Below are 24995 nucleotides of genomic sequence, written 5' to 3' on the forward strand. Positions count from 1 at the left end.
TGGGAGGCAGTTCATTCTCATTGGTGCTGATGCTGGCCATAATGGTCCCTCAATTTGTCTCTAAAAATTATAGTCTGGCTCCTGTGCGATCTTCAGTTTTGATGCTTATTTGAAAACTAGGACAAAACGTCCAATCGCCAAGGCCTTTTTGTAGAGTTACATTAGCACAAATTTCTATAATCATTGACCTATCTCAATATGATTCCCTTATTTGCACGACGCGGATTTGCTGTTTTTTCTGCAATTTTGTTGGCGGGTTGCAACACGGTGGTAATGAATCCATCAGGCGACATTGCCTCTCAACAAAGCCATTTGATATGGGTATCCACGCTGTTGATGTTGCTGATCATTGTACCAGTGATCTTTTTGACCATTCTTTTTGCCTGGCGTTACCGGAAAAATAACACTTCAGCAAAATATGAACCAGACTGGGACCATTCTACCCAGCTTGAACTCGTGATCTGGGGTGCACCGCTGCTGATCATCATCGCCCTGGGCCTGATCACCTGGATCAGCACACATACGCTGGACCCTTATCGCAAGCTGTCACGCCTGGATGAAAACCGCCCTCTTCCTGCTGACGCGAAGGTCTTGAATGTCGAAGTTGTGGCGCTGGACTGGAAATGGCTGTTCATTTACCCGGACCTTGGTATCGCTACAGTCAATGAACTGGCTGCCCCCATTGACGTGCCTGTGCGCTTCAAGATTACGGCATCCAATGTCATGAACTCTTTCTTTATCCCTGCACTGGCTGGTCAAATTTATGCGATGCCAGGCATGCAGACTACGCTGAATGCCGTCATCAACAAGCCAGGGCAGTTCGATGGCTTTTCAGCCAACTATAGCGGCGCAGGTTTCTCTGACATGCGCTTCAAGTTCCATGGCATGAGCGCGCAGAATTTTGAACAGTGGGTGCAGGCGACCAAAGGCAAGCAACAAACGCTGGACCGTGCAACTTATCTGAAACTGGAAAAACCTAGTGAGCGTGAGCCAGTACGTCATTACGCCAGCGTCGATGCAAGTTTGTTTCACGCCATCCTGAACCGTTGCGTCAGTGCTGGTGAAGTCTGCATGGACAAAATGATGATGAGTGATGCAAAGGCAAATGCCAGAGCCTATGCTGCATCTGACGCAAAAATGGATTTCACCAGGCTGTTCACGCAAAGCCTGGAAAAAGATAACGCCGCACGCACAGCACGCTTGCTGGCCTATCTGGACGCTGACATTTGTAAAGCATCCCCAGAAGCGTCCTCCAAAGCGTTCCCGGAAGCGTTCCCTGAAGTGCTCCCTATTATCACCGGAAATAAATGATGCAAGACCAACTCGATTTGACGAAGCTCATCTTCGGCCGTCTCTCATGGGACGTGATTCCCTTTCATGAACCCATCCTGCTGGCGACCTTTATCGCTGTCGCTCTTGGTGGCATAGGCCTTCTTGGCGCACTGACGTATTTCCGCGTATGGGGCACTTTGTGGCGAGACTGGTTTACCAGTATCGATCACAAAAAGATAGGTATCATGTATGTGATTTTTGCCATTGTCATGCTGCTGCGCGGCTTTGCTGACGCCCTCATGATGCGCTTGCAACAGGCGATCGCCTTTGGTGATACAGCAGGTTTCCTGCCACCGCATCACTACGACCAGATCTTTACCGCGCATGGCGTGATCATGATTTTCTTCGTGGCCATGCCTTTGGTCACCGGTTTGATGAACTATGTCGTACCACTGCAAATCGGTGCGCGCGACGTGGCGTTTCCCTTCCTGAATAATTTCAGTTTCTGGATGACTGCCTTTGGTGGCGGCCTGGTGATGGTGTCGCTGTTCGTGGGCGAATTTGCGCGTACTGGCTGGCTGGCATATCCACCGCTGTCTGGCATTATGGCCAGCCCGGATGTGGGGGTTGATTACTATATCTGGTCATTGCAGATTGCCGGTGTAGGTACTTTGCTGTCGGGCATCAACCTGATCGCCACCATCATTAAAATGCGCGCCCCTGGCATGACGATGATGAAGATGCCAGTATTTACCTGGACTGCGCTGTGTACCAACATTTTGATCGTTGCAGCCTTCCCGGTATTGACTGCGGTATTGGGCATGCTGTCACTCGACCGTATGTTTGGCACCAATTTCTTCACCAATGATCTTGGTGGCAACTCCATGATGTATGTGAACCTGATCTGGATCTGGGGCCACCCTGAGGTGTATATCCTGGTCTTGCCTGCGTTCGGTGTTTTCTCTGAAATCGTCTCGACATTCTGTAGCAAACGCTTGTTTGGCTATACCTCCATGGTGTATGCAACCGTGGTGATCACTATTCTGTCTTACCTGGTATGGCTGCATCACTTCTTTACGATGGGGTCTGGCGCGAGTGTCAATTCCTTCTTCGGTATCACGACCATGATTATCTCGATTCCTACCGGAGCGAAGATATTCAACTGGCTGTTCACGATGTACCGTGGCCGTATCCGTTTTGAATTGCCTATGCTGTGGACCATGGGTTTCATGATCACTTTCGTTATTGGCGGCATGACAGGCGTCTTGCTGGCAGTACCACCTGCTGATTTCGTTTTGCACAACAGCCTGTTCCTGATTGCCCACTTCCATAACGTCATTATCGGTGGCGTGCTGTTCGGCATGTTCGCTGGCATCAACTACTGGTTCCCTAAAGCTTTTGGCTACAAACTCGATGACTTCTGGGGCAAATGCTGCTTCTGGTTCTGGACTATCGGTTTCTACTTTGCTTTCATGCCTTTGTATGTACTGGGCCTGATGGGTGTGACAAGACGCTTGAGCCATTTTGAAGATCCATCCCTGCAAATCTGGTTCCAGATCGCGGCTTTCGGTGCTGTCCTGATTGCCATTGGTATCGCTTCCTTCATCATCCAGTTATATGTCAGCTTCAAGCGTCGTGCATCCCTGCGTGATGTTACTGGTGACCCATGGGGTGGCCGTACGCTGGAATGGTCAACATCTTCGCCACCGGCAGCCTACAACTTCGCCTTCACACCAAAAGTGTATGACAACGATGCATGGGCTGATATGAAGAGCAAGCAATACGTCAGGCCAACAGACGGTTTCGTGCCTATCCATATGCCCAAGAATACCGGTGCTGGCTTCATCATCGCCTTGTTGAGCGCGGTGTGTGGCTTCGCCCTGATCTGGCAAATGTGGTTGCTGGCAGTCCTGGGTTTTGTGGCGATGATGGTTGCCATTATTGTCCATACCTTCAACTACAAGCGCGACTACTATATCCCTGTTGCCGATGTCATCCGTACTGAAGATGAACGTACCCGCTTATCAGGTGCCAGCTATGTCTAATACCGCAACTTTTCCAAACGAAGGCGCTAACTTGAATACCAGTGCAACTTCTCAGCCTGGCAAATTTGTCAGCAGCGATTTTTATGTCAAGGAACATCATCCGGAAAACGGCACCCTGCTGGGCTTCTGGCTTTACCTGATGAGCGATTGCCTGATCTTCGCCTGTCTGTTTGCGACCTATGCTGTACTTGGCCGTAACTATGCAGGCGGCCCTACAGGCGCAGAATTGTTCGACCTGCCACTGGTTGCCGTCAATACATCTTTACTGCTGTTGTCTTCCATCACGTATGGTTTCTCCATGCTGGAAATGCAGCGCAAGCGTGTTAAAGCCACCCTGATCTGGCTGGCCATTACCGGCTTGCTGGGTGCAGGCTTTATCAGTCTTGAACTGTATGAATTTGCTCACCTGATACATGAAGGTGCAGGCCCACAACGCAGCGGCTTTTTGACTTCCTTCTTTGCCCTGGTTGGTACGCACGGCCTGCACGTGAGTTTCGGTATTATTTGGCTGATTACCCTGATGTTCCAGATAGGCCGTCATGGCCTGACGCCAGAAAATGGCCGGAGGCTGATGTGCCTGTCCATGTTCTGGCATTTCCTTGACGTGATCTGGATCGGCGTATTTACCTTTGTTTATTTGATGGGAGTCTTGCCATGAGCGCACACCAAGAACACACAGCGCATGGTCACGATGGCCACGGTAGTCATCATGATGACCATCACGGACATACGCATGCCAACCATGGCAGCCTGAAAGAATACGCTACCGGATTCATGCTGGCCGTGATCCTGACCGCCATCCCTTTCTGGCTGGTCATGGGCAAGGTCATGAACAAGTCTAGTACCACAGGCATAGTCCTGCTGGTATTTGCAGCGATACAGATCGTGGTGCACATGGTGTATTTCCTGCACATGAATAGTAAATCCGAAGGTGGCTGGACCATGCTTGCGCTGGTGTTCACTGGCATGCTGGTATTTATCATGATGAGCGGATCGCTGTGGGTCATGTATCACCTGAATCACAATATGATGCCTGGCATGATGCATGAAACAGAAACAAAGCCGGAATCGATTAAAGGCGAGCTTATGCCCATGTCAAAACCAGAGGCACAATCAATGCCAGCAGCGGCATCCAGTCCGGTAGCTGACAACACGAAGCCTGCACCGTCCATGCAATGAACGAGCCTGAAGCAGGAATGACAGGTAAAGGAGCTGATCTGGCGTCCAAGTCAGATCAGCCCAGGTATCTCGCCCGGCACTCCAGTTTATTCAAAATAGGCTTTACCGCCTGCATGACAGCTATTTTTGCAGGCTTCATTTCCCTGGGCACCTGGCAAGTCATACGGCTTCAATGGAAGCTCGACCTCATCGCAAAAGTTGAACAGCGTGTGCACGCAGCTCCAGTAGCTGCTCCAGTTCTGTCGCAATGGCCACGAATCAATGCAAGTGCAGATGAGTACCGCCATGTGCAAATTAGCGGTGTTTTCCTGCATGAGAAAACGGTGCTGGTACAAGCCACTACCGAACTGGGTGGCGGTTTTTGGGTAATGACGCCCATGGCGATTGCAGACCAGGCTACAGTACTGGTCAACCGTGGTTTTATCCCGGAAAAAATGGCTACGTCTTACCGCACAACTAGCACAACATCAACAAAAGATCGGCCTGCCTCGCATGAAACTGTGACGACTAATATCATAGGTCTATTGCGCATGACAGAACCGGGAGGCGGATATTTGAGAAAAAATGATACGGCGGGCAATCGCTGGTATTCACGCGATGTGCAGGCGATTGCGGCTGCAACTGGCTTGAACAAGCCTGCGCCCTTTTTTATCGATGCTGATGCAAGTCAGACCAACAACAAGCTCGCTGCGCAACAAAATGAGAGCACGGCCAGCTATCCCGTCGCAGGTTTAACGGTGATCCATTTCCACAACAATCATTTGATTTATGCCCTGGTCTGGTTCTCGCTGGCAGCCATGACGGCTGCAGCCTGGGCTTATGTCCTCCGGGATAGAAAAAACAGTAAGCCCCCCGGCACAGGAAACCCGGCATAAGCCAGGCTTACTTGCAAATTTAATATAACGCCCATGATCTGGTAGCATGCACTGACCAGCAGCTTAAACAGCGCAATCGGACATGGCGAATATGACAAAAAAAATAGTTCCATACAGTATTGGGCAAGGAATAATGGCAAAAACTGCAACCAAAACACCGGCAAAACAGTCTGCCATCGCTATCGAGTACGAAAATTCGGCAGGCCACAAGAATATGCTGCAGCTTATTCAGTTGCGCTGGCTTGCCGTGTTTGGTCAGTTATCGACCATCCTGATCGTCATGTTTGGCTTTGGCATACACTTGCCACTGTTCAAAATGCTGGTTGTGCTGATCTGCCTGATAGGCTTTAACATTGCCAGCCATCTGCGCTGGCACGAGCGCGTGTATGTGACCAATGGCGAACTTGTTTTTGCCTTGCTGATCGACGTATTCAGCCTGACGGCACAGCTGTATTTTGGCGGTGGCACATCGAATCCCTTTGCTTTCCTGTATCTCTTGCAAGTGATTTTAAGTGCGGTCTTGCTGGAAGCCTGGTCTACCTGGATCATCGTCGCCATCACCAGTGTCTGCCTGGCCGGGCTATCACTGTTTTCTGAGCCTTTGCCATTGCCGCCAAATGAAACTGGTGGCCTGTCGCACCTGTATGTAGCCGGTTTCATTATTTGCTTCATCCTCAATGCTGCGCTGCTGGTGTTCTTTATCACCCGTATAGGCCGCAACCTGCATGCGCGCGATGCCCAACTGGCTGATCTGCATCAGCGTGCGGTTGAAGAAGATCACATCGTACGCATGGGCCTGCTGGCTTCTGGTGCGGCCCATGAACTGGGGACGCCGCTGGCGACGCTCTCAGTCATCCTGGGTGACTGGCGACGCATGCCGGAGTTCAAAAAAAACCCGGAGCTGCTGGAAGAAATCAGTGAAATGGAAACCCAGTTGCAACGCTGCAAAAGCATAGTCAGCGGCATTCTGTTGTCAGCTGGCGAAGCGCGTGGCGAGTCTGCGGTCAAAACAACGATCAATACTTTCTTAAATGATCTCACCAAAGAATTTACATCGACGCGGACAATAGTTTCATTTGGTTTCGATAATCAGATTCAGGAAGATATCCCCATTGTCTTTGATACTGCACTCAAGCAAATGGTCTGCAATGTGCTCGACAATGCCCTGGAAGCCTCACCTGATTGGCTGCGCATGGAGGTCAGGCGTCAGGAAGATTCATTGATCTTTACCGTAGTAGATAGCGGGCATGGTTTTGATCCCGTCATTCTGTCACGCATAGGTGAACCGTATCAATCCACCAAAGGCCGGCCCGGCAGCGGCCTGGGACTTTTCTTTGTCGTCAACGTAGCCCGCAAACTGGGTGGGCAGGTCATGGCATCCAACCGCGAAGAAGGCGGTGCCATCGTACAATTGAGTCTGCCACTTTCGGCGATCATGCTTTAGGAAGCTCTGATTAAGTTAATGCGCCGCTTAATCAGGGATGCCTTGCGCAGATTTCTCCCTGAAGAAAATCAGCAAAGACTTTACAATGTCGCAAGGGTTGCAATAGCTTGAATAGCAGCTCTGCTCCGCCTCATCGAAATACTGTTTTAACTTCAGGAATTGTTTCACTATGTCAGAGAGTCGTCTGCTACTCATTATCGAAGACGATACTGCTTTTGCCCGTACACTGGGCCGTTCGTTTGAGCGGCGCGGTTACACGGTCTTGCATGCAACCAGCAAGGAAGATGCTGAAAAATTATTATCAGACCATAAACCGGCTTACGCTGTTGTTGATCTGAAGCTCAATGGTCATTCATCCGGCCTGGCCTGCGTACAGCTTTTACATCAGCATAATCCAGACATGCTGATCGTTGTACTGACAGGGTTTGCCAGCATTGCGACTGCGGTGGAAGCGGTCAAACTGGGCGCATGCCAATACCTGTCCAAACCTTCCAACACCGATGATATCGAAGCCGCCTTTGGTCATATTGCTGGCACAGCAGAGGTAGAAATTACCAATCGCTCAACGTCCATCAAAAACCTGGAATGGGAAAGAATTCATGAAGTCCTGGCCGAAACGGATTTTAATATTTCTGAAACAGCCCGCAGACTAGGCATGCATAGGCGCACGCTGGCGCGTAAGCTGGAGAAACAAAGAATCAAGTAGTTTACTCATTTGCTATTTTTTGACCTGAAAAACAGCAAATACCAGCCGGAAGTAAATACCAAGCTCAAAAGGATTACTCTATAATCCGCCCTTCAACTGAAAGGAAACACCATGAAAATGCGCATCAAAAGACGCCATCTGAATTTTGGACGTATGTACAACCACCAACTGGCTGCCGTTCTCGAAGCTGCATTTGAAGAATTCAAAAGCAATTTCAGCGAGCAAGGCGCTTCCATCACTGATTCCATAGATTCTTTGCAAGACCTGGGTGCCAGCTACCGTCATTTCAAGAAATTTGCCCTGCGTTTCGCCAAGGCACATTAATTTTTGCAGCCCCTGTAGGAGCGGCTTCAGCCGCGAACAGCCGTTGTAATAACATCTCAACAATGTTCGCGGCTAAAGCCGCTCCTACCGCTCCTCCCCCATCCTTTCCCTGCCTGTTGCGCAAAAATCTGTATCTTTTATACGGCATTTTCCAGGAGTAGAATTTCCTTTCCCTGTTTAAACAGTCACTCTACAGAGTCACGCCATGAAACTGTATCCATTATTCCTGCTGATGGCGGCTGCCACCGTGTTCAGTCCTGGTCCTGGCGTAGTCATGACGCTGACGAATGCCTTGCGTTACGGCATGCGTGGTACTTTTGGCGGCATCCTTGGTATTGCTTTTGGTGCACTGATTGTTGCGGCAATTTCTGCGACCAGCGTGGGTGTCATCCTGGCGGCATCTGCTACTGCGTTTACCGCACTTAAACTGCTGGGTGCAGCTTACCTGATCTTCCTCGGCATCAAACTCTGGCGCGCACCGGCATTTCGTTTCACGGAAGGCAATACTCAGGAAGTGAGTTTCAAGAAACGCTTCCTGGAAGGTTTGTCGTTGCAAATGACCAACCCCAAGGCGATTTTTTTCTTCCTGTCAATTTTCCCGCAATTCATTGACCCAGCCATGAGCTATGGCTTGCAGTTTGCCGTGCTGGTCATGACTTACAGTAGCCTGATTGTCATCATCCACAGCAGCTATGCGATTTTTGCCAATCGTGCCAAGAGCTGGCTCACGTCAGAAAAAGGCGGCTCTTACATGAACAAAATTGGTGCCGCCACTTTTGTATTCTTTGGCTGCGCTCTGGCTGGTGCCAAACGCGCGGTATAAGCGCCTTCCTCACGATATTGCTGTGCAGTGCACAAGTGCGGCACAGCAACAGAAACCCCATTCTTGACATTTGATAACAAGTGCTACTAATGATTTCTGCTAGCATCAAGAACAGGCATTGCGTAGCCAGAAATGGGATGCCTCCCAGATAAGCCCTACCCTGTGGTAGCGAGGCTGCTGGCAAAAACAGTGTGCTTGATTCTCCCGCTTCACTCACCTGCAGAGGTAGGCATGTCAACCAGACGCATAGGGATGTCTGACATAGTCATAGGGCAAGCCTTGCCCTGGGATGTGTACGGCAGTGACGGCAGTCTCTTATTGCGCAAGGGCTTTATAGTCACAGGTCCGCATCAGGTATTGGCACTGGTGGAACGTGGTTTGTTTGCAGATACCGGCAAATCTGAAGCTGGTTTGCGCGATGGTAAAACCGCAGAAAAACCCAGCGAAGCCCCCTCTGTTGTTCGCACGATCAATACCGTGCGTACAGAATTGCGCAGGCTGGTCTATAACCTGGCGACAGAAGCAGATGTAGCAGCCCAATTGATTTCCCTGACCAAGAAAATGGGCGCGGCAGTCTTCATGGCACCTGACGTTGCGCTGGGTTGCATATTGCTGAACCAGGATGATAATTACGGCCCGCGACATTCTGTCGATACCGCAGTCGTATCCTTACTGATTGCCCGCACACTCAAGAAGCCTGCCGATGAAATGCTCTTGCTGGGCGCAGCAGCAATGACCATGAATGTGGCCATGCTGAGGCAGCAAGAAAAGCTGCAGGAAAAAAGCGAGACCCTGAGTGCATCAGAACAGCAATTAATTTCTGAACATCCGGAAACAGGCGTCAGGATGCTGCGCGCAGCAGGTATTGATAATGAAGACTGGCTGTCCTGGGTCTTGCATCATCATGAAAATGAAGATGGCAGCGGCTACCCGGCAAAAAAAACCAGTGCCGATATCCCGCAAAATGCCAAGATTATTTCGCTGGCCGACCGTTATTGTGCACGTGTCTGCGCCCGCAGCTATCGTAAATCCATGTTGCCGAATGCGGCATTGCGCGACATTCTGGTAGAAGGTAAATCCAAGATAGACCCCATGCTGGTGACGGTATTTATCAAGGAACTGGGCACCTATCCAATAGGAACTTTCGTCAAGCTGGAAAGCGGTGAAACTGCGGTAGTGACAGGCAAAGGCACGACGACCACAACGCCTTTTGTACACGCCCTGCTGGGCCCCCGTGGCACGCCACTGTCCATGCCACTCAGGCGCGATACACAAAAACCGCTGATGGGCATACGCGAAGTCTTGCACCGCGACCAGGTGCCAGTCAAATTCACCATGCGCCATTTGTGGGGCGAGATTGCCAGGCTATGAGCTACCTCTCTCTACCATCCCCATGAGTCATTCACCAGGACCTCACTATATTATGGACAACGATTTCCCAGAGTTGCCAGAAGTCAGCGATGACGAAAACTTTGAAGAGAGTTTTGAACATATGAATGAATCAGACTATCGCAGTCTGGTGTATTTATATTTTCCTGACGATGAAACCGCCCGGCAATTGGCAGCGACACTGGCTATGCATCATCACGAAGTAGTCTGCTTTGATGCGGCCGATGAATTGCAGTCTGCCATCGTGGTCAGAGCACCGCAAGCCCTGGTCATGGATATCGATAGCCCGGCAGGACAAATTGCCAGAAAAAAAATGGGCAACCGGGTCATCAGTAATTTTCCCATTATTTATATTTCAGCCATCGATGATTTCATGCAAAGGCTGGCGGCAGTGCGTGAAGGGGCGGAAGGTTATTTTCTCAAACCGCTGGATGCAGATGCGCTAAGCGCCAGGATAGATGAAAAAATCGCCAGGAATGAAGTCATGGCTTACCGCGTTCTGGTGGTTGATGATGATGAAATGCTGGCAAGTTATTATGAAGCCATACTCAGCAGCGCCGGCATGCATGTGAAAGCCATCAATGACCCGGTTGAGGTGCTGGATGCCTTGAAAAAATTCAAGCCTGAACTGGTTCTGACGGATTTGAATATGCCTGTCTGCAATGGCCTGGAAATGGCGCAGATCATAAGGCAAAACAATCGTTACCTTGATATTCCCATCGTCTTCCTGTCCAGCGATACACAAAAGGAAATGCTGGCCATAGAAACCGGGGCTGACGACTTTCTCAGCAAACCCATAGACCCGGAAAAACTGATATCGACCATCGCCAGCAGGGCAGAACGTTACCGTAATCTGCGCAAACAGAGATAAATCAATCTATAGGCAAACCACTGACAGGCTTGATTTCTTCCATGCATATCATGGAACGCAAAGAGGCAACACCAGGCACCTGCATCAGGGTATCCGTCAGGAATTGCGACAGGCTTTTCAAATCGCTGGCAACGACCTTGAGTATGTAATCGAAGTCGCCAGAGATGGTATGGCATTCTATGATTTCAGGGAAAGCCTTCAATTGCCGCTCTACCTCGCGCACATTGCGAAACTGTTCCCGGTCCAGCGACAAGTTGACGAATGCCATCACGCCCAGCCCCAGCGCCTCCGGTGCAACCTGGGCCACGTAGGCGCGTATCACGCCTTTTTCTTCCAGTGTCCTGACTCTGCGCAGGGTCTGTGGCGCAGACAGATGTATGCGCTCTGCAAGGTTCAAATTACTCATGCGCCCATCTTGTTGCAAATGACGCAAGATACTGCGGTCATAAACGTCCATATTTATCTCCCAGCTTAAGCCTGATTTTCAGGATATTTTGTCATTAACGTTAAATAAGAAATTAAAACACATTAATTTCCTATATATGAAACTTAATTTCTATTTACATGAAATTTACATCTCATTTAGCAATCTAATTCTTTGCCCGGCTGGCTACAATGGTTAACAGAATACATAGCACAGCAGGTGCGCAAGAGCCTGATGCGAAATGGGTCTGGTGGATTTTCAGTACATCACTTTTCCTGGAGTAATAGCCTGGAAGCAACAAAGAGTGAATGGAAGTCTCGCAACATCAGGAAAACCAGGGTGATTTCGCAATAGCCTCTGAAATGTGTTCCCGCAAGTCCTTATATATACAAATACGGTAAACACGGAGAACAACATGGTGACCTTTATCGGCACAAAAGAACTGCAAAACCACTTGAAGAAGACCAGGCTGGAAGATGCCATCGCGCGTCTGGCTGGCATGATCAAGGAGGATTATTTGCGCTGGCAGTCATTCGACAAGTCTGCACGGGTAGCTAACCATTCAGACGTAGGCGTCATAGAACTGATGCCTATCTCTGACGGTAGCCAATATTCGTTCAAATACGTCAATGGTCACCCAAAAAACACCCAGGCTGGTTTGCTGACGGTAACTGCCTTTGGCGTACTGGCCGATGTGAATACCGGTTACCCTCGCCTGCTGTCAGAACTGACACTGACAACCGCGATACGTACTGCTGCCACCTCGGCGCTGGCGGCGACTTACATGGCCAGGCCAGACAGCCGCGTCATGGCCCTGATAGGCAATGGTGCGCAAAGTGAATTCCAGGCAGTGGCTTTTCATGCCATGCTGGGCATCAAAGAGTTGCGTGTATATGACATAGACCCTGCAGCAACCGACAAATTAATTCATAATTTGCGTATGTATCCAGAATTACGCGTGATACGCGCCAGTTCCACTGCCGAGGCAGTCAAGGGCGCAGACATCGTGACCACGGTGACAGCAGACAAAACCAATGCCATCATACTGACACCGGAAATGATAGAACCCGGTATGCACATCAATGGCGTAGGAGGCGATTGCCCTGGCAAGACAGAATTGCATGCGGATATTTTGAATAATGCCCATGTGGTAGTGGAATATGAACCGCAATCACGTATAGAAGGTGAATTGCAGCAAATGCCGGCAGACTTCAAGGTGACTGAGTTATGGACTATCCTGGCAGGTAATGCCACTGGCCGCAGCCATGCCGGGCAAGTCACGGTATTTGATTCTGTAGGATTTGCGCTGGAAGATTTTTCTGCCATGCGTTACCTGGAAAAATATGTCATGCAGGCCAATTCGCCGGTACTGGACCTGATACCTGAAATGATGAACCCGAAAGACCTGTTTGGTATGGGAATGGCAGCAACAAGCAGCAATGTTGCCAGCCCTGCCCGTAGCAATACAGATTGTGCAGTACCAATAAACGCCTGAAGTCTATCCTGACAGGGCATTACACTAGAAACGAATGAAAACCATTTCCTTAATTGGAGCGCCTACCGATGTAGGCGCAAGCGTCAGAGGCGCGGGCATGGGGCCCGACGCATTACGTGTGGCAGGCCTGAACGAGGCTTTAACAGCACGCGGCCTGAAAGTCATTGACCATGGCAATTTGCATGGTCCGGCCAATCCCTGGGAACAGCCAGTGAATGGCCTGCGCCACCTGAAAGAGGCGATAGACTGGAATCAGGCCGTATATGATGCCGTCGACAAGGCCTTGCAGGATGGCCATATGCCCATGATGCTAGGTGGTGATCATTGCCTGGCGATAGGTTCCATCAGCGCGGTGGCGGCACATTGCCGACGCGTTGGCAAGAAATTGCGCGTTTTATGGTTTGATGCGCATGCCGACAGTAATCTGTCCACCATCAGCCCTACCGGCAATATCCACGGCATGCCTGTCGCCTGCCTCATGGGTCATGGTCCTAAAGAGCTGATCAACTATAGCGGCCAGACGCCTGCCATACAACCAACTGACATACGCCTGATAGGCATACGCAGCGTTGATGACGGTGAGCGCAAGTTCATTCATGAAATGGGCATGCAGGTATTCGACATGCGCTATATCGATGAATACGGCATGCGCAATGTCATGTCTTCAGTGCTGGCCAACCTCGACAGCAATACTCATTTGCACGTGAGCTTTGACCTTGACTGCCTGGACCCCGGCATCGCCCCCGGCGTAGGCACGGCAGTGCTCGGCGGCCCAAGTTACCGTGAAGCACAATTGTGTATGGAGATGGTGGCTGATACCGGCCTGATGGCTTCACTGGACGTGGTTGAACTCAATCCAGCCCTGGATGTACGCAATCAGACTGCCGTGCTGGCAGTAGACCTGATAGAAAGCCTGTTTGGCAAATCCACGCTGGTCAGGATGTAAGTTTTATAGCCATCAGCAAATACGGTTTACTGATGGCTTGCTGCACTGTCACTTTGGCGCATCTGATTAAACGCTGGCATCGAATAAAACACCCGGCTTAATCGTAGGAGCGGCTTCAGCCGCGAACGATTTGCCGTGTCGGTCATTTCTACTCTCCAGCATTCGCTGCTGAAGCCGCTCCTACAGGTAGTGCGCTATAAAAACACGCCACCCCGATTATTCATGATAATTTAATGCCTGATGCTTCACATCGTAAATGCATCAAACAAAAGCCCCGCTGCAATCTCAATCGCAGCGGGGCTTTTTTTGTACAGCTAGCTACAAATCAATACAGCGGCAGCAAATTACTCAACTGCCTTGACCATATCTTCAATGACTTTCTTGGCGTCGCCAAACACCATCATGGTTTTATCCATATAGAACAGTTCATTGTCCAGACCTGCATAGCCAGAAGCCATGGAGCGTTTGTTGACGATGACGGTCTTGGCTTTATAGGCTTCCAGGATAGGCATGCCAGCAATCGGTGACTTAGGATCTTTTGCCGCAGGATTAACCACGTCATTCGCACCCAGTACCAGCACCACGTCAGCCTGACCAAATTCGCTGTTGATGTCTTCCATCTCGAATACCTGGTCATAAGGCACTTCAGCTTCTGCCAGCAAGACGTTCATATGACCAGGCATACGCCCTGCCACAGGGTGAATTGCGTACTTCACTGTAATACCTTTGTGCGTCAGTTTTTCTGTCAGTTCTTTCAGGGCATGCTGGGCACGGGCAACCGCCAGGCCATAGCCAGGAACAATGACGACAGTCTCGGCATTACCGAGCAGGAAAGCCACGTCATCAGCAGAACCGGATTTGACGGTGCGCTGTGCCTGGTCGCCACTGGCAGCAGTTGCAGCTTCGCCACCAAAACCACCCAAGATCACATTGAAGAATGAACGGTTCATCGCCTTGCACATGATGTAAGACAGGATAGCACCGGACGAACCCACCAGCGAACCGGCAATGATCAGCATGGAGTTATTCAGCGAAAAGCCGATACCCGCAGCAGCCCAGCCAGAATAGCTATTCAGCATAGACACTACCACCGGCATATCAGCACCACCGATAGGGATGATGATAAGCACACCCAGCACAAAAGCCAGGGCAGTCATGATGATGAACGGTGTCCAGCTTTGTGTGACGCAGAAGGCTATACCGCAGCCCAGCATCGCAATTGCCAATACCAGGTTCAACTGATGCTGGCCACTGAAGCTGACCGGTGCACCCTGGAACAAACGGAATTTGTACTTGCCAGACAATTTACCGAAAGCGATGACAGAGCCAGAGAAGGTAATCGCACCGACAAAAGTACCGATAAACAATTCCAGACGGTTACCAAAAGGAATAGGCTGGTCTCTGGCGACGATATTGAATACCCAGGGTTCAGACACAACAGCTACGGCAATACACACCGCTGCCAGACCGATCAGTGAGTGCATCGCTGCGACCAGTTCCGGCATCTTGGTCATCTCTACACGTTTGGCCAGCGTTGCACCTATGCCGCCACCAACGATGACGCCAATGGCAACCAGGCCATAGCCCAGACCTGCACCGGCACTTTCGTTTTTGAGCTTGACGATGAGGGCTATGGTAGTTGCAACAGCAACCGCCATGCCTATCATGCCAAAGGCATTACCACGACGTGCAGTGGAAGGATGGGACAAGCCTTTTAACGCCTGGATGAAGCAGACCGATGCGATCAGATAAAGCATCGTCACGAGATTCATGCTCATTATTTGCCCTCCTTGTCAGCATGGGCAATGGCCTTGGGCTCTTTTTTCTTGAACATTTCCAGCATCCTCTGGGTGACCAGAAAACCGCCGAATACATTCACGGCCGCCAATGCTACGGCTGCAGTACCCATGACCTGGGCCAGTACACCTTCAGTCAGACCGGCGGCCAGCATGGCACCGACGATGATGATGGCAGAAATGGCATTGGTCACCGCCATCAAAGGCGTGTGCAGGGCTGGTGTTACTGTCCACACCACGTGGTAACCGACATAAATTGCCAGCACGAAGATGATGAGGTTGGTAAGGGTATGACTAACTTCCATGATGTCCTCTCTTTAATTGGATTGAGACATGCAAATCGAGACATGGGCAAGCAAGACTTCAGATACTGCCTGCCCCGGCTACGTTATTTATACTCTTTGATACTGGTGATCTGATTCTTGCCATTCACGAAAACAACGTTCGGTTTATACGCTTTTGCTTCTTCTTCTGTCATAGGCGCATAGGTACAGATAATCATGAGATCGCCCAGTTGTACGCGGCGGGCTGCAGCGCCATTGAGTGAAATTTCACCACTGCCACGTTTGCCCTTGATGGCATAAGTGGAGAAGCGTTCACCGTTGTTGACGTTATACAGCTCTATCTGTTCGTTTTCGATGATGTTGGCAGCGTCGAGCAGATCTTCATCTATACCGCACGATCCTTCGTAGTGCAGGTCACACTGGGTTACAGTTGCGCGATGAATTTTGGCGCGGAGCATATTTCTTTGCATGGTCTTTCTACTTTCTGGTACTTAAAAAAATCTTAAAACTTAAATCTTGAATCTATTTCTTTATTTCTTCAGGACTTCGCCAGCCGAGCACACCAGGGTGGCAGCAACGATTTCATCTTCACGATTAATCGCCAGTGCAGCATCCTTGTCGATGATGAGCTTGAGGAAGTCCAGCACATTGCGTGCATACAGTGCCGATGCATCAGCCGCCACCAGGGTTGCCAGGTTAGGCTCGCCTATGATGTGTACGCCGTATTTGGTGACTGTCTTGTTGAGTTCAGACAAAGGGCAATTGCCACCTTGCTCTACCGCCATGTCGACGATGACTGAGCCTGGCTTCATGGCTTTTACTGTTTCTTCCGAAATCAGTATCGGTGCTTTGCGACCAGGGATCAGGGCTGTCGTGATAATGATGTCTGCCTGTTTGGCACGTTCATGCACGAGAGCTGCCTGTCTTTCCATCCACGCTGCTGGCATGGGGCGGGCATAACCACCTACGCCTTTGGCGATTTCGCGTTCTTCATCGGTTTCATAAGGCACGTCGATGAATTTTGCTCCCAGGGATTCAACCTGTTCCTTGACGGGTGGGCGTACATCCGATGCTTCAATTACTGCGCCGAGGCGCTTGGCCGTGGCAATAGCTTGCAGACCAGCGACACCCACACCCATGATCAGCACGCGTGCAGCCTTGACCGTACCTGCCGCCGTCATCAGCATGGGCATGAAGCGTTGATAAGTATTGGCAGCCAGCATGACAGCCTTGTAACCAGCGATATTGGCTTGCGAAGACAAGACGTCGAGCGACTGCGCACGGGTAATGCGCGGTGCAGCTTCGAGTGCAAATGCGGACAGGCCGTGTGTGGCCATTGCCGCAATATTGTCTGCGTCAAAAGGGTTGAGCATGCCAACCAGCACCGTGCCTGATTTCATCAGGGCACGTTCCTCTGCATTGGGGGCACGTACTTTCAAGACCAGCTCAGCGCCCAGTGCATCAGCGGCTGTGCCGATTTGCGCACCGGCAGCCTGGTAGGCCTCGTCAGTAATACTGGAAGCCACGCCTGCACCAGACTGCACGATCACCTGGTGTTTGGCTGCGACATATTTTTTTATCGTTTCTGGGGTTGCCGCAACACGCGTCTCCCCCGGCCGTGACTCGGCGGGTATGCCGATTTTCATAGATTTGCTCCCTCTTTAGTGTGAATACTGGTGTAACAATTTCGTGCTGTCGCGGTCAAGGGTAAGCTCTGGCCGCGCCATTATTTTTTGCTGATACAGGTAAATCACTTTCTTACCCGAATCTTACATTTGATATTCGACAACGATATTACACGCAAAATGTTTTTTAGCACAACCGTTCACTTTTTTGTGTTTTCTACAAATTATGTGAGGGCAACTGGCTTTTTATATCTATTACCGTCTTAAGAAAACAGATTATTCCCTTTAAAAACAGTGACTTGAAACATAAGCCTACGCTTGCGCCAGTTTGGTGCAAAAAGAAAATAGCAGGAATCCTCGAAAATAAGCAGGTATAGATAAATTACGCATTAGCTAATTCGCTCTCAAATTTGCTGGTTTGCCACACAAAATTTGACGGCAAAGTAAAATGTCGGACTTACTGAGAGAAGCCATGTCTGCCATTTGGAAACCATCCGTCACTGTAGCCGCAATCATAGAGCGCGACCAACAGTTTTTCATGATTGAAGAAGAAACACCTGATGGTGTACGCATCAACCAGCCCGCCGGTCATCTGGACCCGGATGAAAGCCTGATACAGGCCGTCGTCCGCGAAACCCTGGAAGAAACTGCCCACGACTTCACACCGACCGCATTGACAGGCACTTACCTGTCACGCTTCATTTCACCCAAGACGGGTGAAGAAGTCACCTATCTGCGCTTTGCCTTTACCGGCGAGCTGGGTCAGGCACACGACCGCGCCCTGGATACTGGCATCTTGCGCACCGTATGGATGAGCTATGACGAACTCGTGGCAAGCCAGGACAGGCATCGCAGCCCTCTGGTCATGCAATGCATAGACGATTATTTGCAGGGCAGGCGCGCGCCGCTATCCCTGTTGTTTACCCATCCAAGCGCACTTGGAAACTTGGAACCGCAAAAATGAGCAAGAAAAAAGTAGTGATAGGCATGTCTGGTGGAGTTGATTCTTCCGTCTCGGCATGGCTGCTGAAAGAACAGGGTTATGAAGTCATCGGCCTGTTCATGAAAAACTGGGAAGATGACGACGATTCAGAATACTGCTCTACCCGTGAAGACTGGATAGATGCAGTCAGCGTGGCCGACGTCGTTGGCGTCGATATCGAAGCTGTCAATTTTGCCAGCGAATACAAGGACCGCGTCTTTGCCGAGTTCCTGCGTGAATACCAGGCTGGCCGCACACCGAACCCGGATGTGCTGTGCAATGCCGAAATCAAGTTCAAGGCCTTTCTTGACCACGCCATGAAGCTGGGTGCCGATTACATCGCCACTGGCCACTATGCCCGCGTGCGTGAAATGAATGGTCAGTTCCAGTTGATGAAGGCTATCGACGCCAGCAAGGACCAGAGTTATTTCCTGCACAGGCTGAACCAGAAACAACTGGCAAATACCCTGTTTCCGCTTGGCGAAATTCAGAAGACGGAAGTACGCAAGATAGCCGAGCAACTGCAACTCCCGAATGCGAAGAAAAAAGATTCGACTGGCATTTGCTTCATAGGCGAGCGCCCTTTCCGCGAATTTTTGAATCGTTACCTGTCATACAAGCCAGGCAATATCCAGACACCCGAAGGTGAAATCATAGGCCAGCACGTAGGCCTGAGTTTTTATACCCTGGGCCAGCGCAAAGGCATAGGCATAGGTGGTATCAAGTCGCACCAGAATGCTGATGGTAGCAGTGATGCCTGGTATGTCGCGAAAAAAGATGTAGAAGCCAATACCCTGTATGCCGTGCAGGGGCATGATCATCCCTGGCTATTGTCTGCTGGCCTGGAAGCCGGGCAAGTCAGCTGGGTGGCGGGCGAAGCGCCACAAGCTGGTGAGCTGTCTGCCAAGACCCGCTATCGCCAGCCTGACGTGGCTTGCCATTTCAGCGGCGACAGCGAGCGTTTTCAACTGGACTTTCCGCAGGCACAATGGGCAGTCACACCTGGCCAGTCTGCCGTCTTGTACGATGGTGATGTTTGCCTGGGTGGCGGCATTATTGATATCGCCAGTCGTAAGGCTGATCGTAAGACTGATTAAGCGTGGTCTGCAGAGATTCGCCGCATCAGAATTTCTGTCAGTTCAATCAATGCCCACAAGTCTGTGGGCATTTTCATTTTTACAAGCAGGCATGATAGGGCTGGGTTTGCCATCCGGCTATTCCCTGTCCGACCGTCTTTCTCCTGACACAATCATTAGCAAGCGTAAATCCGGGTAAATTCAAAACAAAATTTGATGTATTTTGTTTATCCTGACAAATCTCCTAAATAGACCAAATTATCCAAAATATGTACGGAGAGAGACATTCATCGATTTGACACGATTCATTTCTTTACAATTTAAATCGATGAAATTATATTTACATTTCTATTTCATCGGAAAAGCCAGTCGATATGAATCGTCCTGATACGCAATCCCTGGGTGGTACTGTCAATGCGCGCATAGGCAAGGTCTATATGAACTTGTCAAAAGCGCACAGAAAAGCAGCAGACTATGTCTTGTCTAATGTTTTTCGCTCAGCCACCATGTCTATCGATGAGCTGGCGAATGCCGTCGGCATTTCCGTTGCCACCGCCAATCGCTTTGCCCGCGCACTGGGCTTTGAAGGTTATCCGCAATTTCGTGCTGAACTGGTATATGGCTTTGAAGCCATGCTGGCACCGATAGATAATTTACGCAGTGAAATCCAGCGCCCTGCCACCAGCACTGAAATCATTTCCAGCTCGCTCAATGAAGACATGGCCAATCTGGAAGCCACACGTCGCGGGCTCTCTCCTGACTTGTGCAACCAGGCCGTGCGCCAGATCCTGAATGCGGAAAGAATTTATATAGTCGGCTATGGTGCCAGCGCCTTTCTGGCAGGCCTGATGGCACATAGCCTGGACCCGTTTTGCAATACCGTGCAATCAACACTGGGCTCAGGCGGGCCATCCAATGTTGCCCGTCAGTTGTTCAAGTACACAGAACGTGATCTGGTCATCGGCATTTCTTTTCCGCGGTATGCTGAAGATGTCGTCACCATCCTGCAACAATTGCGAGACAAGGAAGTGCCCATACTGGCACTGACAGATGCGCCCAGCTCACCGCTGGCATCGCTGGCCAACATCACCCTGTATGCGCAAACCCGTCGCAATTTTTCACCCAACTCTGAAGGCGCAGCCTTGTGTCTGATAGAAGCCATCTGCAGCGCCGTTGCCCACCAGGCCAAAGCGCCAGTGCATGCGGCATCTGAGATGACCAAGTTCATGCTGCCATGGCTGTATCAGGAACCGAATGCCACCTCCCGCAAGCATCAGGCGGCAGCTTCAAGCAAAATCATCGACATGGACAGACCCGCCTGACATGGGCGCACGTGCCGCTATAGCCATACACGGTGGTGCTGGCACCATCTTGCGCAGCAGCCTGACTGCAGAGCAGGAAGCACGGTATCTGGATGCCTTGCAATCCATCGTCAGCGCCGGCAGTGAGGTATTGGCACAAGGTGGCAGCGCACTGGATGCCGTGAGCCTGGCTGTCAGTCTGCTGGAAGACTGCCCCCTGTTCAATGCTGGCAAAGGCTCGGTCTTCACCAATGCCGGCACCATAGAAATGGATGCCGCCATCATGGATGGCAAGACCCGCCGTGCCGGTGCCGTGGCTGGTGTACAGCATGTACGCAACCCAGTACAGGCGGCCAGAACTGTCATGGAGCACAGCCCGCATGTACTGATGATGGGCAAAGGTGCAGAAGAATTCCTGCGCCAGCACGGCTTGCCATTTGAAGAACCTGCCTACTTTTACACCGAAGAGCGCCACGCGCAATTGCAACGCGCCCGGCAAGAATCTGGCGTACTGCTAGATCACGATGCAGCGAATTTACTTGGCGCTGCAGCAGAACCAACGACAGACCCAGCGCCACTTGATCCCGATAAAAAATTTGGTACGGTAGGTGCCGTTGCACTCGACTTGCAAGGCAATCTGGCGGCTGCCACTTCCACCGGCGGCATGACCAATAAATTACCTGGCCGTGTTGGCGACACGCCCATGCTGGGTGCTGGTTGTTATGCAGACAACCAGACTGCCGCACTGTCAGCCACAGGCACTGGCGAAGCTTTCATGCGCAGCCTGGCCCTGCATGATATTGCGGCACAAATGCAGTACCTGGGATACAGCCTTGAGAAAGCTGCCCATATCGTCGTCATGGATAAGCTGCCGCTGTATGAAGGCCAGGGTGGCATCATAGGCATAGACAAGCTGGGCAACATCGTCCTGCCCTTCAATACCGAAGGCATGTACCGCGCCTGGCAGCGCTCTGGTGAAGGCCCGTTTGCAGCAATTTACTCATCCACTTATTCCTCCAATTATTCCTCCCATAAATAAGCGGTAGTTTCTCCCACCGATTACCGGATGTGCTTGCTCAAATAACACTTATACTGCGAGTGTTTTCATTTCACCTGAGATTAAACATCATGAAAAACCTGCTCAAAATTGCTGTAGGCATTCTTGCCCTGCTGTTCCTGCTTGCCTTGAGTCCCTTCGCCACCATCCCGGCGGGCCATCGTGGTGTGCTGACCACCTTTGGCAAACCGTCAGATGAAGTCTATAGCGAAGGCATACACTGGGTCTGGCCTATCGCCCAGAAAATGCATAAGGTCTCGGTCGCCATACAAAAAGGTGAAGGTGACGGTGATGCCGCATCCAAGGATTTGCAAACCGTACATACCAAGATCGCCATCAACTACCACGTGAGGCCAGATGCAGTGGTATCGGTCTATCGCGACCTGGGCAATGAGCCAGGTGAGCGCATCATCATCCCCAGCGTGCAGGAAGCCGTCAAAGCTGTGACTGCCCGCTTCACTGCAGAAGAATTGATTTCACGCCGTTCACAAGTACGCGATGAAATCATCCTGGCCCTGAAAGAGCGCATGGCAAGGCATGGCCTTGTAGTTGATGAATTTTCCATCGTCAATTTCAACTTCAGCAAGACCTTCAACGAAGCCATTGAAGCCAAGACCACGGCCGATCAATTGAAAATGAAGGCTGAGCGCGACCTGCAAAGAATAGAAGTCGAAGCCAAGCAAAAAATAGCGCGTGCCCGCGCTGAAGCAGAAGCACTGTCCCTGCAAAGACAGCAAGTCACACCAGAACTGCTGCGCCTGCGTGAAACCGAGAACCAGGCCAAGGCCATCGATAAATGGGATGGCCGCCTGCCAACGACCGTGGGTGGTGTTGTGCCTTTTATCAATGTGAATAAATAATCGGCACCAAGCCAGGAACCAGTCAGTAACTAGCCAGGAATCAGCCACCATGTCCGAACAAAAGTCATCCGCCCGCTTCACCGCATTTTGCATACTGTTGCTAGTCATCTGGTATGTCATGGACAGCCCCATTGATTTAAATCTGGACTGGAGCCCGGATGACTTTGATATTTTCTCTGACAATGGCTTTACCATAGGCGGCATCGCAGTAGCACTCATCGCCATCGTCTTCGCCATGGTCATGGCGGGACTGGTGATTGCCGGAGTATCGTTCTTGCTGGTAGGGTTTGCGGTACTGATAGGCGGCTTGTTACTGATGATCTTTTCGCCGTTTTTATTACCAGTGTTATTGCTGCTTGTAGTGCTGGGGATTTTTAAGAGGAAGTCGCGGTAAGGGGTTTGTAGTAATTTGAAGAGCGGGCAAACTGGTTAGTGTTGCTGCTGAATTTGGGGTTGCTGTTGAATATGGGGTTGCTGTTGTTTTTGACTTTCCGCAGTTCCCATGTGTCGACGCCGTTTGTGCTGTACAGAAAATGGATTAAGAAGGACCGCTGTGTGAGCGAAGCGAGTTTCGGGCCTTCCCATTTTTTGTACTGCACAAACGGGAACCCCCTTTAGGGGGCGGCGATGCCTGGGTCGCCTTTCTTTGAATTCTTTCTTTGGCGACGCAAAGAAAGAATTTCGGCCGCCGGGCCGAGACCCGGCCTGGTTCTACGGAGGGCAATCGCGTTAATCAAAGTACGGCAATGCAACGAACGCCGCTAGGCTCCAGCCTTCGCTGGAGCGACGTCAATACGATTGCCGTTTGTCGACAGAAGCCCATCCTCATCCCAACCTGTCCCCACCGCGCCGCTTGCAAACGGCTTAGAGATTCGTGGCACAAAGCTGCGCTTTGTGAATTCCCACGAATCTCCTTGAAGGAGAAGGAGCCAAAAAACCGCAGCAGTCACCTGCACGCGACTTGAAAACTTTACACAGTCTCTGCAGAAATAACCTGCGCAGCAGCATTCACAACCGCCGCAATACGCCCCACATCGCGCAATTGCGTGGCTGACATGCCTTCTTTCTTCAGCAATTCATAATGCGATTTCACGCAGAAATGACATTTGCCGATGATAGAAGCCGACAGAGCGTACATCTCGAAACGGCGTTTATCAACACCGCCATTGGTGGCATAGGCATTCATGCGCAACTGGGCTGCCTGGGTTTTCAGGTCAGCGTCATCAGCCATTTCCACATACGGATACCAGACATTATTCATGCCCATCAAAGCCGCTGCTGTCAGCGCGGCATTGATTTCTTCTGGCGTGATTGCGCCACTGGATTTGATGGCTTCAATGATTACTGTGCTTTTTGCTGCAAAGGCAGCTGCCAGTGCCACGCCCACCGCGTCATTGCCTTCCAGGCTGGAGCGGGCGATGGTGCCATCAATGTTCAGACGGATATCCTTGGCGTAATCAGGGATACGACTTTTAATTAAATTCAAGAATTCCATAGTATTTACCTATCAAAAAGTGATTTTAAAACCCGCCGTAGCGGGTTTATTCTACATCTACAGCATGTGCTCTCTGAATTACAGAGTTGCGCCGCCTACTGTGCGGTTGCATGGGCACAGTTCGTCTGTTTGCAGACCATCCAGAATACGCAGGATTTCTGTAGGGTTGCGGCCAACATTGAGGTTGTTGACAGAAACGTGCTGGATGACATTGTCAGGATCAACGATGAAGGTCGCGCGCAGTGCAACACCGGCGTTAACATCACGTACACCCAGCATGTCTACCAAAGAACCTGTTGCATCACCGAACGCGTAGTGGTTCAGTTTGTCCAGGTCTTTGTGCTCACGACGCCATGCCAGTTTGCAGAATTCGTTATCGGTAGAGCCACCCAGCAAGATTGCATCGCGGTCTGCGAAGTCGTTAGTCAGTTTGGCAAATTCAACGATTTCAGTCGGGCAGACGAAAGTGAAATCTTTTGGGTAGAAGTAAATGATTTTCCATTTGCCTGGGAAAGAAGCTTCGGTGATGTCCTCGAATGCGGATACGCCGTTTTCTTCATGATGATTGAAGCCTGGCTTTGCTGCTGGAACTTTGAATGCGTCGAGTTTTTGACCTACAGTTTTCATTAAATTCTCCTGATGACGTGACAAGGTGAACAATATGTCCACAACGACAAGAAGCATATCACTATGAATTTTAAATATCCAATAGATTTTAACTACTAT

At 50.6% G+C, this 24995-nt stretch carries 27 protein-coding genes; 20 read left to right on the plus strand and 7 right to left on the minus strand.

The genetic code is table 11. From position 1 onward, the window contains the following. Positions 1 to 198: 198 nt before the first annotated feature. From cyoA to DFR42_RS11370, 11 genes are all read left to right on the plus strand, one after another. Entirely contained in the window at positions 199 to 1311 is a 1113-nt protein-coding gene (gene cyoA / locus DFR42_RS11320; RefSeq protein ID WP_110255100.1) for a ubiquinol oxidase subunit II, read from the plus strand. Then, the gene (cyoB, locus tag DFR42_RS11325; protein ID WP_110255521.1) at positions 1311 to 3317 is read left to right on the plus strand and encodes a cytochrome o ubiquinol oxidase subunit I; all 2007 of its coding nucleotides are present in this window, start codon (positions 1311 to 1313) and stop codon (positions 3315 to 3317) included. The genes cyoA and cyoB overlap by 1 nt, the downstream gene beginning before the upstream one ends. Then, the gene (cyoC, locus tag DFR42_RS11330) at positions 3310 to 3975 is read left to right on the plus strand and encodes a cytochrome o ubiquinol oxidase subunit III (RefSeq protein ID WP_245936933.1); all 666 of its coding nucleotides are present in this window, start codon (positions 3310 to 3312) and stop codon (positions 3973 to 3975) included. Before cyoB ends, cyoC begins: the two co-directional genes overlap by 8 nt. Next, complete coding sequence (cyoD, locus tag DFR42_RS11335; protein WP_110255101.1) at positions 3972 to 4496, plus strand: cytochrome o ubiquinol oxidase subunit IV; 525 nt, start codon at positions 3972 to 3974, stop codon at positions 4494 to 4496. Before cyoC ends, cyoD begins: the two co-directional genes overlap by 4 nt. A gap of 17 nt (positions 4497 to 4513) precedes the next feature. Continuing rightward, a complete protein-coding gene (locus DFR42_RS11340) occupies positions 4514 to 5371 on the plus strand; it encodes an SURF1 family protein (RefSeq protein ID WP_211324274.1) in 858 nt (285 codons plus the stop codon). Positions 5372 to 5504: 133 nt separating this feature from the next. Then, positions 5505 to 6815: an ATP-binding protein gene (locus DFR42_RS11345; RefSeq protein ID WP_110255102.1), complete on the plus strand. Its 1311-nt coding sequence runs from the start codon at positions 5505 to 5507 to the stop codon at positions 6813 to 6815. Positions 6816 to 6984: 169 nt separating this feature from the next. Continuing rightward, positions 6985 to 7521, plus strand: a complete 537-nt coding sequence (locus tag DFR42_RS11350; protein WP_110255103.1) for a response regulator transcription factor — start codon at positions 6985 to 6987, stop codon at positions 7519 to 7521. 111 nt (positions 7522 to 7632) lie between these two features. Beyond that, entirely contained in the window at positions 7633 to 7845 is a 213-nt protein-coding gene (locus tag DFR42_RS11355; protein WP_110255104.1) for a hypothetical protein, read from the plus strand. 205 nt (positions 7846 to 8050) lie between these two features. After that, positions 8051 to 8668: a LysE family translocator gene (locus DFR42_RS11360; RefSeq protein WP_110255105.1), complete on the plus strand. Its 618-nt coding sequence runs from the start codon at positions 8051 to 8053 to the stop codon at positions 8666 to 8668. A 231-nt stretch (positions 8669 to 8899) separates the two neighbouring features. Next, a complete protein-coding gene (locus DFR42_RS11365; protein ID WP_245936934.1) occupies positions 8900 to 10039 on the plus strand; it encodes an HD-GYP domain-containing protein in 1140 nt (379 codons plus the stop codon). Between the two features lie 52 nt (positions 10040 to 10091). Next, positions 10092 to 10928, plus strand: a complete 837-nt coding sequence (locus DFR42_RS11370; protein WP_170133491.1) for a response regulator — start codon at positions 10092 to 10094, stop codon at positions 10926 to 10928. Between the two features lies 1 nt (position 10929). On the opposite strand, the gene DFR42_RS11375 is transcribed toward DFR42_RS11370, so the two are convergent. Beyond that, positions 10930 to 11385: an Lrp/AsnC family transcriptional regulator gene (locus DFR42_RS11375; RefSeq protein ID WP_110255107.1), complete on the minus strand. Its 456-nt coding sequence runs from the start codon at positions 11383 to 11385 to the stop codon at positions 10930 to 10932. Positions 11386 to 11767: 382 nt separating this feature from the next. Between DFR42_RS11375 and DFR42_RS11380 the strand changes: the two genes are divergently transcribed. Further along, positions 11768 to 12847, plus strand: a complete 1080-nt coding sequence (locus tag DFR42_RS11380) for an ornithine cyclodeaminase (protein WP_110255108.1) — start codon at positions 11768 to 11770, stop codon at positions 12845 to 12847. Between the two features lie 34 nt (positions 12848 to 12881). Then, complete coding sequence (gene rocF / locus DFR42_RS11385; protein ID WP_110255109.1) at positions 12882 to 13793, plus strand: arginase; 912 nt, start codon at positions 12882 to 12884, stop codon at positions 13791 to 13793. A gap of 344 nt (positions 13794 to 14137) precedes the next feature. Here rocF and DFR42_RS11390 read toward each other — a convergent pair whose 3' ends face one another. From DFR42_RS11390 to DFR42_RS11405, 4 genes are all read right to left on the minus strand, one after another. Then, on the minus strand, positions 14138 to 15571 hold the full coding sequence (locus tag DFR42_RS11390; RefSeq protein WP_110255110.1) for an NAD(P)(+) transhydrogenase (Re/Si-specific) subunit beta: 1434 nt from the start codon (positions 15569 to 15571) through the stop codon (positions 14138 to 14140). Continuing rightward, positions 15571 to 15894 (minus strand): NAD(P) transhydrogenase subunit alpha part 2, encoded by a 324-nt coding sequence (locus DFR42_RS11395; protein WP_110255111.1) that lies wholly within the window; start codon positions 15892 to 15894, stop codon positions 15571 to 15573. The genes DFR42_RS11390 and DFR42_RS11395 overlap by 1 nt, the downstream gene beginning before the upstream one ends. An 83-nt stretch (positions 15895 to 15977) precedes the next feature. Further along, entirely contained in the window at positions 15978 to 16343 is a 366-nt protein-coding gene (gene panD / locus DFR42_RS11400) for an aspartate 1-decarboxylase (protein WP_110255112.1), read from the minus strand. A 60-nt stretch (positions 16344 to 16403) separates the two neighbouring features. Then, the gene (locus DFR42_RS11405; protein ID WP_110255113.1) at positions 16404 to 17519 is read right to left on the minus strand and encodes a Re/Si-specific NAD(P)(+) transhydrogenase subunit alpha; all 1116 of its coding nucleotides are present in this window, start codon (positions 17517 to 17519) and stop codon (positions 16404 to 16406) included. Between the two features lie 451 nt (positions 17520 to 17970). Between DFR42_RS11405 and DFR42_RS11410 the strand changes: the two genes are divergently transcribed. The 7 genes from DFR42_RS11410 to DFR42_RS11435 all read left to right on the plus strand — a co-directional run bounded on the left by DFR42_RS11410 (position 17971) and on the right by DFR42_RS11435 (position 23168). Then, entirely contained in the window at positions 17971 to 18462 is a 492-nt protein-coding gene (locus DFR42_RS11410; protein ID WP_110255524.1) for an NUDIX hydrolase, read from the plus strand. Beyond that, positions 18459 to 19577, plus strand: a complete 1119-nt coding sequence (mnmA, locus tag DFR42_RS11415) for a tRNA 2-thiouridine(34) synthase MnmA (RefSeq protein ID WP_110255114.1) — start codon at positions 18459 to 18461, stop codon at positions 19575 to 19577. The genes DFR42_RS11410 and mnmA overlap by 4 nt, the downstream gene beginning before the upstream one ends. Before the next feature lie 49 nt (positions 19578 to 19626). After that, on the plus strand, positions 19627 to 19755 hold the full coding sequence (locus tag DFR42_RS29880) for a hypothetical protein (protein ID WP_281275157.1): 129 nt from the start codon (positions 19627 to 19629) through the stop codon (positions 19753 to 19755). 175 nt (positions 19756 to 19930) lie between these two features. Then, on the plus strand, positions 19931 to 20878 hold the full coding sequence (locus DFR42_RS11420; protein ID WP_110255115.1) for a MurR/RpiR family transcriptional regulator: 948 nt from the start codon (positions 19931 to 19933) through the stop codon (positions 20876 to 20878). Between the two features lies 1 nt (position 20879). Then, positions 20880 to 21896 (plus strand): isoaspartyl peptidase/L-asparaginase family protein, encoded by a 1017-nt coding sequence (locus DFR42_RS11425; RefSeq protein ID WP_110255116.1) that lies wholly within the window; start codon positions 20880 to 20882, stop codon positions 21894 to 21896. 89 nt (positions 21897 to 21985) lie between these two features. Further along, positions 21986 to 22774, plus strand: a complete 789-nt coding sequence (locus tag DFR42_RS11430; RefSeq protein ID WP_110255117.1) for a prohibitin family protein — start codon at positions 21986 to 21988, stop codon at positions 22772 to 22774. Between the two features lie 49 nt (positions 22775 to 22823). Next, entirely contained in the window at positions 22824 to 23168 is a 345-nt protein-coding gene (locus DFR42_RS11435) for a hypothetical protein (RefSeq protein WP_110255118.1), read from the plus strand. 576 nt (positions 23169 to 23744) lie between these two features. Here DFR42_RS11435 and DFR42_RS11445 read toward each other — a convergent pair. After that, positions 23745 to 24269 carry a carboxymuconolactone decarboxylase family protein gene (locus DFR42_RS11445; protein ID WP_110255120.1) on the minus strand — a complete coding sequence of 175 codons (525 nt, stop codon included), beginning with the start codon at positions 24267 to 24269 and terminating at the stop codon, positions 23745 to 23747. Positions 24270 to 24347: 78 nt separating this feature from the next. Next, positions 24348 to 24896 carry a peroxiredoxin gene (locus DFR42_RS11450; RefSeq protein ID WP_110255121.1) on the minus strand — a complete coding sequence of 183 codons (549 nt, stop codon included), beginning with the start codon at positions 24894 to 24896 and terminating at the stop codon, positions 24348 to 24350. Positions 24897 to 24995: the final 99 nt, after the last annotated feature.

It is taken from the genome of Undibacterium pigrum, from assembly GCF_003201815.1.
Classification (GTDB): Bacteria; Pseudomonadota; Gammaproteobacteria; order Burkholderiales; family Burkholderiaceae_D; genus Undibacterium; species Undibacterium pigrum.

Coding starts and splice junctions, on each gene's coding strand:
- DFR42_RS11370 (WP_170133491.1), top strand. CDS start 10,092: ATGGACAACGATTTCCCAGAGTTGCCAGAAGTCAGCGATGACGAAAAC.
- DFR42_RS11420 (WP_110255115.1), top strand. CDS start 19,931: ATGAATCGTCCTGATACGCAATCCCTGGGTGGTACTGTCAATGCGCGC.
- DFR42_RS11360 (WP_110255105.1), top strand. CDS start 8,051: ATGAAACTGTATCCATTATTCCTGCTGATGGCGGCTGCCACCGTGTTC.
- rocF (WP_110255109.1), top strand. CDS start 12,882: ATGAAAACCATTTCCTTAATTGGAGCGCCTACCGATGTAGGCGCAAGC.
- DFR42_RS11405 (WP_110255113.1), bottom strand. CDS start 17,519: ATGAAAATCGGCATACCCGCCGAGTCACGGCCGGGGGAGACGCGTGTT.
- DFR42_RS11355 (WP_110255104.1), top strand. CDS start 7,633: ATGAAAATGCGCATCAAAAGACGCCATCTGAATTTTGGACGTATGTAC.
- DFR42_RS11350 (WP_110255103.1), top strand. CDS start 6,985: ATGTCAGAGAGTCGTCTGCTACTCATTATCGAAGACGATACTGCTTTT.
- DFR42_RS11450 (WP_110255121.1), bottom strand. CDS start 24,896: ATGAAAACTGTAGGTCAAAAACTCGACGCATTCAAAGTTCCAGCAGCA.
- DFR42_RS11445 (WP_110255120.1), bottom strand. CDS start 24,269: ATGGAATTCTTGAATTTAATTAAAAGTCGTATCCCTGATTACGCCAAG.
- DFR42_RS11340 (WP_211324274.1), top strand. CDS start 4,514: ATGACAGGTAAAGGAGCTGATCTGGCGTCCAAGTCAGATCAGCCCAGG.
- DFR42_RS11345 (WP_110255102.1), top strand. CDS start 5,505: ATGGCAAAAACTGCAACCAAAACACCGGCAAAACAGTCTGCCATCGCT.
- DFR42_RS29880 (WP_281275157.1), top strand. CDS start 19,627: ATGCCCACAAGTCTGTGGGCATTTTCATTTTTACAAGCAGGCATGATA.
- DFR42_RS11410 (WP_110255524.1), top strand. CDS start 17,971: ATGTCTGCCATTTGGAAACCATCCGTCACTGTAGCCGCAATCATAGAG.
- cyoA (WP_110255100.1), top strand. CDS start 199: ATGATTCCCTTATTTGCACGACGCGGATTTGCTGTTTTTTCTGCAATT.
- DFR42_RS11390 (WP_110255110.1), bottom strand. CDS start 15,571: ATGAGCATGAATCTCGTGACGATGCTTTATCTGATCGCATCGGTCTGC.
- DFR42_RS11380 (WP_110255108.1), top strand. CDS start 11,768: ATGGTGACCTTTATCGGCACAAAAGAACTGCAAAACCACTTGAAGAAG.
- panD (WP_110255112.1), bottom strand. CDS start 16,343: ATGCAAAGAAATATGCTCCGCGCCAAAATTCATCGCGCAACTGTAACC.
- cyoC (WP_245936933.1), top strand. CDS start 3,310: ATGTCTAATACCGCAACTTTTCCAAACGAAGGCGCTAACTTGAATACC.
- cyoB (WP_110255521.1), top strand. CDS start 1,311: ATGCAAGACCAACTCGATTTGACGAAGCTCATCTTCGGCCGTCTCTCA.
- DFR42_RS11435 (WP_110255118.1), top strand. CDS start 22,824: ATGTCCGAACAAAAGTCATCCGCCCGCTTCACCGCATTTTGCATACTG.
- DFR42_RS11425 (WP_110255116.1), top strand. CDS start 20,880: ATGGGCGCACGTGCCGCTATAGCCATACACGGTGGTGCTGGCACCATC.
- cyoD (WP_110255101.1), top strand. CDS start 3,972: ATGAGCGCACACCAAGAACACACAGCGCATGGTCACGATGGCCACGGT.
- DFR42_RS11395 (WP_110255111.1), bottom strand. CDS start 15,894: ATGGAAGTTAGTCATACCCTTACCAACCTCATCATCTTCGTGCTGGCA.
- mnmA (WP_110255114.1), top strand. CDS start 18,459: ATGAGCAAGAAAAAAGTAGTGATAGGCATGTCTGGTGGAGTTGATTCT.
- DFR42_RS11365 (WP_245936934.1), top strand. CDS start 8,900: ATGTCAACCAGACGCATAGGGATGTCTGACATAGTCATAGGGCAAGCC.
- DFR42_RS11375 (WP_110255107.1), bottom strand. CDS start 11,385: ATGGACGTTTATGACCGCAGTATCTTGCGTCATTTGCAACAAGATGGG.
- DFR42_RS11430 (WP_110255117.1), top strand. CDS start 21,986: ATGAAAAACCTGCTCAAAATTGCTGTAGGCATTCTTGCCCTGCTGTTC.